The organism is Streptomyces sparsus (genome assembly GCF_054776295.1).
Genome location: NZ_BAAHCA010000188.1, coordinates 1 through 6,900, shown reverse-complemented (window position 1 = coordinate 6,900; position 6,900 = coordinate 1). Strand labels below are relative to the sequence as shown.

Sequence of the window (6,900 nt, the reverse complement as noted above, 5' to 3'; positions counted from 1 at the left end):
CGGCACCGGCACGTCGGCGTCTCCGGTCCGCCGCCGCACGGTGACGGCCGCGGTAGCCGCCACGTGGCTCAGGAGCGGTAGGCGTCCGGTGCCGCGTCCCGCAGCAGGCAGGTGAGACGCGCGGTGCAGACCCGCCGGCCCTGCTCGTCGGTGACGGCGATGTCGTAGCTGGTGGTGGTCCGCCCCAGGTGGGCGGGCGTCGCGGTGCCGGTGACCAGGCCGGACCGCGGGCCGCGGTGGTGGGTGCAGTTGAGGTCCACCCCGACGGCCATCCGGCCGGGGCCGCCGTGCAGCATCGCACCGACCGAGCCCAGCGTCTCCGCGAGCACCGCCGACGCGCCGCCGTGCAGCAGCCCGTAGGGCTGGGTGTTGCCCTCCACCGGCAGGGTGCCGACCACCCGCTCGGGGGCCGCCTCCACGATGCGCAGGCCCATGCGCTCACCCAGGTGCCCCGCGGAGAACAGGGCCGGCAGGTCGATGCCGAGCCCGGCCCACTGGTCGAGGATCGCCTGGGGGAACTGGGTGCTGGTCTTCTCGCCCATGGGGACGCGGCTCCGATCGGTTCTGGAGATGGCGGACGGTTGTCGCCCGCACCGTCCTACCAGACACTGAGCGCGCGCTCAGTTCCGGGTGAGGCGGATCACCACGGACTTGCTGGCCGGCGTGTTGCTGGTGTCGGCGGTGGCGTCCAGCGGGACGAGCACGTTGGTCTCCGGGTAGTACGCGGCGGCGCAGCCCCTGGCCGTCGGGTAGTGGACCACCCGGAAACCCGGCGCGGTGCGCTCGGTGCCGTCCTGCCACTCGCTGGTCAGGTCGGCGTAGTCACCGTCCGCCAGACCCAGCGACGCGGCGTCGTCCGGATGCACCAGCACCACCCGGCGACCCCCGCTGATGCCGCGGTAGCGGTCGTCCAGGCCGTAGACGGTGGTGTTGTACTGGTCGTGCGAGCGCAGGGTCTGGAGCAGCAGCCGCCCCTCGGGCACCACCGGGTACTCGACCGGCGACGCGGTGAAGTTGGCCTTTCCCGTGCTCGTGGGGAAGCGGCGCTCGTCGCGCCCCGGGTGCGGCAGCGTGAAACCGCCGGGCCGCGACACCCGCCGTTCGAAGTCCTCGAAACCCGGCACCACCGCGGCGATGCGTGCGCGGATCGCCGCGTAGTCCCGCTCGAACTCCTCCCACGGCGTGCGACTGGCGTCCCCCAGCACCCGGCGCGCCAGCCGGGACACGATCGCCGGCTCCGACAGCAGCAGCTCACCCGCCGGCTCCAGCCGCCCCCGGGAGGCGTGCACCATGCCCATGGAGTCCTCGACGGTGACGAACTGCTCCCCGCCGGCCTGCCGGTCGCGTTCGGTGCGGCCCAGCGTCGGCAGGATCAACGCCCGGGCGCCCGTCACCACGTGCGAGCGGTTGAGCTTGGTCGAGACGTGCACGGTGAGGCGGGCCCGCCGCATCGCGTCCTCGGTGACGGCGGTGTCCGGGGAGGCCGCCACGAAGTTGCCGCCCATCGCCACGAACACCTTCGCCTGCCCGTCCCGCAGGGCCCGGATGGCCCGGACGGTGTCCAGCCCGTGCTCCCGCGGCGGCGCGAAGCCGAACTCCCGCTCCAGCGCGTCCAGGAACTCCGGCGCCGGCCGCTCGAAGATGCCCATCGTACGGTCGCCCTGCACGTTGCTGTGCCCGCGCACCGGGCACACCCCGGCCCCCGGCCGGCCGATGTCGCCGCGCAGCAGCAGGAAGTTCACCACCTCCCGGATGGTGGCCACCGCGTGCTTGTGCTGGGTCAGGCCCATCGCCCAGCACACCACCGTGCGCTCCGAGTCGAGCACCATGCGCAGCGCCCGCTCCACGTCCTCCCTGGTCAACCCGGTGGCGCGCAGCGCCTCGTCCCAGCCGAAGCCGGTGCGGGCCGCCGCCGCGAACTCCTCGAAGCCGTGCGTGTGGGTGCCGACGAACTCCTCGTCGACCCCGCCGCTCTCCAGCACCAGGCGGTTCAGCAGCCGGAACAGGGCCTGGTCGCCGCCGAGCCTGATCTGCAGGAACAGATCGGTCAGCGCGGTGCCGGCGCCCGCCAGGCCGCCGGCCTTCTGCGGGTTCTTGAAGCGCTCCATCCCGGCCTCGGGCAGCGGGTTCACCGTGATGATCCGCGCGCCGTTCCGCTTGGCCTTCTCCAGCGCGCTCAGCATGCGCGGATGGTTGGTGCCCGGGTTCTGTCCGGCGACGATGATCAGGTCGGCCTGGTGGAGGTCCTCCAGCAGCACGCTGCCCTTGCCCACGCCCAGCGTCTCGGTCAGCGCGGAACCGGATGACTCGTGGCACATGTTGCTGCAGTCGGGCAGGTTGTTGGTGCCGTACTCGCGGGCCATGAGCTGGTAGAGGAACGCCGCCTCGTTGCTGGTCCGGCCCGAGGTGTAGAACACCGCCTCGTCCGGTGAGTCCAGGGCACGCAGCTCGCCGGCCACGATGTCGAGGGCCTCGTCCCAGCCCACCGGGGTGTAGTGGGTGGCGCCCTCCGCCAGGTACATCGGCTCGGTGAGCCGGCCCTGCTGCCCCAGCCAGTAGCCGGAGCGCCCGGCCAGCTCCGCCACCGGGTGCTCGGCGAAGAAGGCCGGCGTCACCCGCCTCAGCGTCGCCTCCTCGGCGACCGCCTTCGCGCCGTTCTCGCAGAACTCCGCGGTGTGCCGCTTCTCCGGCTCCGGCCAGGCGCAGCCGGGGCAGTCGAAGCCGTCCTTCTGGTTGACCCGGAGCAGGGTGAGCGCGGTGCGCCTGACCCCCATCTGCTCGTGCGCCATGCGCAGGGAGTGGCCGACGGCGGGCAGCCCGGCGGCGGAGTGCCGCGGGGCGCTCACCTCGGGCGCGTCCTGGACCGGGTCGCCGCTGGGCGGGGTGCGCTTCATACCGTCGATCGTGCCACGTCGGGCCGCCGAGAGGGACGTGTCGCGAACGGTGGACCGCGGCTCGAGCCTCGCTGTCGGTGCGGCATGGGAGGATCGGCACGTGGCCAAGACAGCATCGCAAGAGACAGCACCGAAGAGCCCGCGACGCCTCCTCCTCATGGACGGGCATTCCCTCGCCTACCGGGCGTTCTTCGCGTTGCCCGCGGAGAACTTCTCCACCACCACGGGCCAGACGACCAACGCGATCTACGGCTTCGCCTCGATGCTGGCGAACACCCTCCGTGACGAGGCGCCCACCCACTTCGCGGTGGCCTTCGACGTCTCCCGCAAGACGTGGCGCTCCGAGGAGTTCCCGGAGTACAAGGCGAACCGCAGCAAGAGCCCGGACGAGTTCAAGGGCCAGGTCGAGCTGATCGGCGAGCTGCTCGACGCGATGCGCGTGAAGCGGTTCGCGATCGACGGCTTCGAGGCCGACGACGTCATCGCCACCCTGGCCACACAGGCGGAGGCCGAGGGCTTCCAGGTGTCCATCGTCACCGGCGACCGCGACTCCTTCCAGCTGATCTCCGACCACGTGACGGTCCTCTACCCCACCAAGGGCGTCTCGGAGCTGACCCGCTTCACCCCCGAGAAGGTGCAGGAGAAGTACGGCCTGACGCCCAACCAGTACCCGGACTTCGCCGCGCTGCGCGGTGACCCCTCCGACAACCTGCCGGGCATTCCCGGCGTCGGCGAGAAGACGGCCACCAAGTGGATCAACCAGTTCGGCTCGTTCGCGGCCCTGGTGGAGCGCGCCGACGAGGTGAAGGGCAAGGCGGGGGAGAACCTCCGCGCCCACCTGGAGGCGGTCAAGCTCAACCGCCGGCTCACCGAGATGGTGCGCGACGTCGAACTGGACTGCGTGCCGGAGGACCTGGTCCGCACGCCCTACGACCGGGACGCGCTCACCGTCGCGCTGGACGCCCTGGAGTTCCGCAACTCCAACTTCCGCGAGCGGCTGTTCGCCGCCGACCCGGGAGCCGAGACGCAGGAGGTCGAGCCCGCCGGCGGCGTCGAACTCGACGGCACGGTGCTCGGCGCCGGCGGCCTCGCGCCCTGGCTGGCGGAGCACGGAGCCGCCGCACTCGGCCTGGCCACGGTGGATGACTGGAAGCTCGGCGCGGGCCGGGTGAGCGAGGTCGCCCTGGCCGCGGCGGAGGGCCCGGCGGCCTGGTTCGACCCCACCGAGCTGGACGAGGCCGACGAGCGCGCGTTCGCCCAGTGGTGCGCGGACCCGGAGCGCCCCAAGGCCCTGCACAACGCCCGAGCCGTGCTGCGGGTCTTCGCCGAGCACGGCTGGCAGCTGGCCGGCATCACCATGGACACCGCGCTCGCCGCCTACCTGGTGCAGCCGGGCCGCCGCAGCTTCGCGCTGGACGCGCTGAGTGTCGAGTTCCTCGGCCGTGAGCTGCCCAAGCCCGCCGAGGGCAGCGGGCAGTTGGCGCTCGGTGCCGACGACGCCGCCCAGGCCGACGCCCTCATGGGCCACGCCCGCAGCATCCTGGACCTGGCCGACGCCTTCACCGGCCGGCTGGCCGACGTCGGGGCCACCGAGCTGCTGCACGGCATGGAACTGCCGACGTCCGCCCTGCTGGCCCGGATGGAACGCGCCGGCATCGCCGCCGACCACGAGTGGCTGACAGGTCTGGAGCAGCAGTTCGCCGGCGCCGTGCAGCAGGCCGTCACCGAGGCGCACGCCTCGGTGGGCCACGAGTTCAACCTCGGCTCGCCCAAGCAGCTCCAGGAAGTCCTCTTCGGCGAGCTGGGCCTGCCCAAGACGAAGAAGACCAAGACGGGCTACACCACCGACGCCGACGCCCTCGCCTGGCTGGCCGGGCAGACCGAGCACGACCTCCCGGTGCTGATGCTGCGCTACCGCGAGCAGGCCAAGCTCCGCACCACCGTCGAGGGCCTGATCAAGACGATCGGCGCGGACGGCCGGATCCACACCACGTTCAGCCAGACGGTCGCCGCCACCGGCCGCCTGTCCTCCACCGACCCCAACCTGCAGAACGTGCCGGTGCGTACCGACGAGGGGCGCGCCATCCGCCGCGGCTTCGTGGTCGGCGAGGGCTACGAGTCGCTGATGACGGCCGACTACAGCCAGATCGAACTGCGCGTGATGGCCCACCTGTCGGAGGACGAGGGGCTGCTCCAGGCCTTCACCTCCGGCGAGGACCTGCACACCACGGTCGCCTCCCAGGTCTTCTCGGTGGAGAAGGAGCAGGTCGACCCGGAGATGCGGCGCAAGATCAAGGCGATGTCCTACGGCCTCGCCTACGGCCTCTCCGCGTTCGGGTTGTCCCAGCAGCTCAACATCGCCGCCGACGAGGCCCGGCGCCTGATGGACAACTTCTTCGAGCGGTTCGGCGGCGTGCGGGACTACCTGCACCGCGCCGTCGAGGAGGCCAGGGCCGTCGGTTACACCCAGACGATGCTGGGCCGTCGCCGCTACCTGCCCGACCTCAGCAGCGACAACCGGCAGCGCCGCGAGATGGCCGAGCGCATGGCGCTGAACGCCCCGATCCAGGGCACCGCCGCCGACATCGTCAAGATCGCCATGCTGCGCGTCGACGACGCCCTCCAGCGGGAGGGCCTCCGATCCCGGCTGCTGCTCCAGGTGCACGACGAGATCGTGCTGGAGATCGCCCCGGGGGAGCGGCAGAAGGTCGAGGAACTGGTCCGCCGGGAGATGGCCGGCGCCGTCGAACTGCGTGCCCCGCTGGACGTCTCCGTCGGGTCGGGCCCCGACTGGGAGTCCGCGGCGCACTGATCCGGCGTCAGCTCCGGGCGGGCGGGAGGATTTCCGCCCGTCCGGAGGCACACCGGGGTGACCGCGGGCCACTGGTTGTCGTAAGGTCACGGACGTCGCGTCCGCGGGGAAGCGGGCGGCGTCGGACCGGACACACCAGGGGAGGGGACGACGGGGATGGCGGCTCGTACGGCCGGCAGGATTCGCCGCGGCATATCCAGCTCCGCGGTGGCGGCGGCCACGATGGTGGCACTGACCGCTTCACAGGCACCCGGCGTCAGTCTGGGGCACCCCGGGGAAGAGAGAACCGACCCCTCCGCCGGGGCCCAGCACCCCGCCGACGGCAACTCGCCCTACCACACCGAACTGCCCCCGCTGCAGACCCCGGACGGGCCGATCGGGCCCGGCGCGGGCGACGACCCGGCTGCCACCGGCACCGCGGAGTCCGGCATTCCCGCGACGGTGCTGGCGGCCTACAAGCAGGCCGAGCGCACCCTTCGCACCGAACAGCCCGCCTGCAACCTGCCGTGGCAACTGCTCGCGGCCATCGGCAAGGTGGAGTCCGGGCAGGCCCGCGGTGGCGCACTGGACACGGCAGGCAACACCCTCGAGCCGATCCGCGGCCCGGTGCTCGACGGCAACGGTTTCGCCCTGATCCGTGACACCGACGGCGGCCGGTTCGACGCCGACGCCACGCACGACCGCGCGGTCGGGCCGATGCAGTTCATCCCGTCCACCTGGGCCACGTGGGGTGCCGACGGCAACGGCGACGGCCGTGAGGACCCCAACAACATCCATGACGCGGCGCTCGCCGCGGCCCGCTACCTGTGCGCCGCGGACCGCGACCTCTCCCGCCCGGCGGACCTGGAACGCGCGGTGCTCAGCTACAACCAGTCCCGCGAGTACCTCAACACGGTGCTCACCTGGCTGGAGTTCTACCGCAAGGGCACACACGAGGTGCCGGACGGCACCGGCCCGCTGCCGGACACCCCGGGCGCCGGCAACCCGACGAAGCCGGCCGAGCCCGCGCCGGCGAAGTCGCCCGGCAAGAAGGCGCCGACCGGCAAGCCCCCGGCGCCGAACACCCCCGAGCCGCCCGCGAAGTCGTCGCCGTCGAAGAAGCCCGCGCCGCCCGGCAATCCTTCGACCGTCCGTCCCACGCCCAGCCGCCCGGGCGCCGATTCGCCGCTGCCCACCTACCGGCCAACCCACCCG

General features: G+C 72.5%; 4 protein-coding genes. 2 read left to right on the top strand and 2 right to left on the bottom strand.

The features are described 5' to 3' along the window. Positions 1-68: 68 nt before the first annotated feature. Positions 69-542, bottom strand: a complete 474-nt coding sequence (locus ACYVE9_RS11635) for a PaaI family thioesterase (RefSeq protein WP_461027713.1) — start codon at positions 540-542, stop codon at positions 69-71. Positions 543-620: 78 nt separating this feature from the next. After that, a complete protein-coding gene (locus tag ACYVE9_RS11630) occupies positions 621-2,894 on the bottom strand; it encodes an FdhF/YdeP family oxidoreductase (protein ID WP_461027712.1) in 2,274 nt (757 codons plus the stop codon). Positions 2,895-2,994: 100 nt separating this feature from the next. On the opposite strand from ACYVE9_RS11630, the gene polA reads away from it, so the two are divergent. Together polA and ACYVE9_RS11620 are read left to right on the top strand one after the other, a co-directional pair. After that, positions 2,995-5,706: a DNA polymerase I gene (gene polA / locus ACYVE9_RS11625; protein ID WP_461027711.1), complete on the top strand. Its 2,712-nt coding sequence runs from the start codon at positions 2,995-2,997 to the stop codon at positions 5,704-5,706. Positions 5,707-5,862: 156 nt separating this feature from the next. Further along, positions 5,863-6,900: lytic transglycosylase domain-containing protein (locus tag ACYVE9_RS11620; RefSeq protein WP_461027710.1), on the top strand; the 1,038-nt coding region annotated here is incomplete at its 3' end.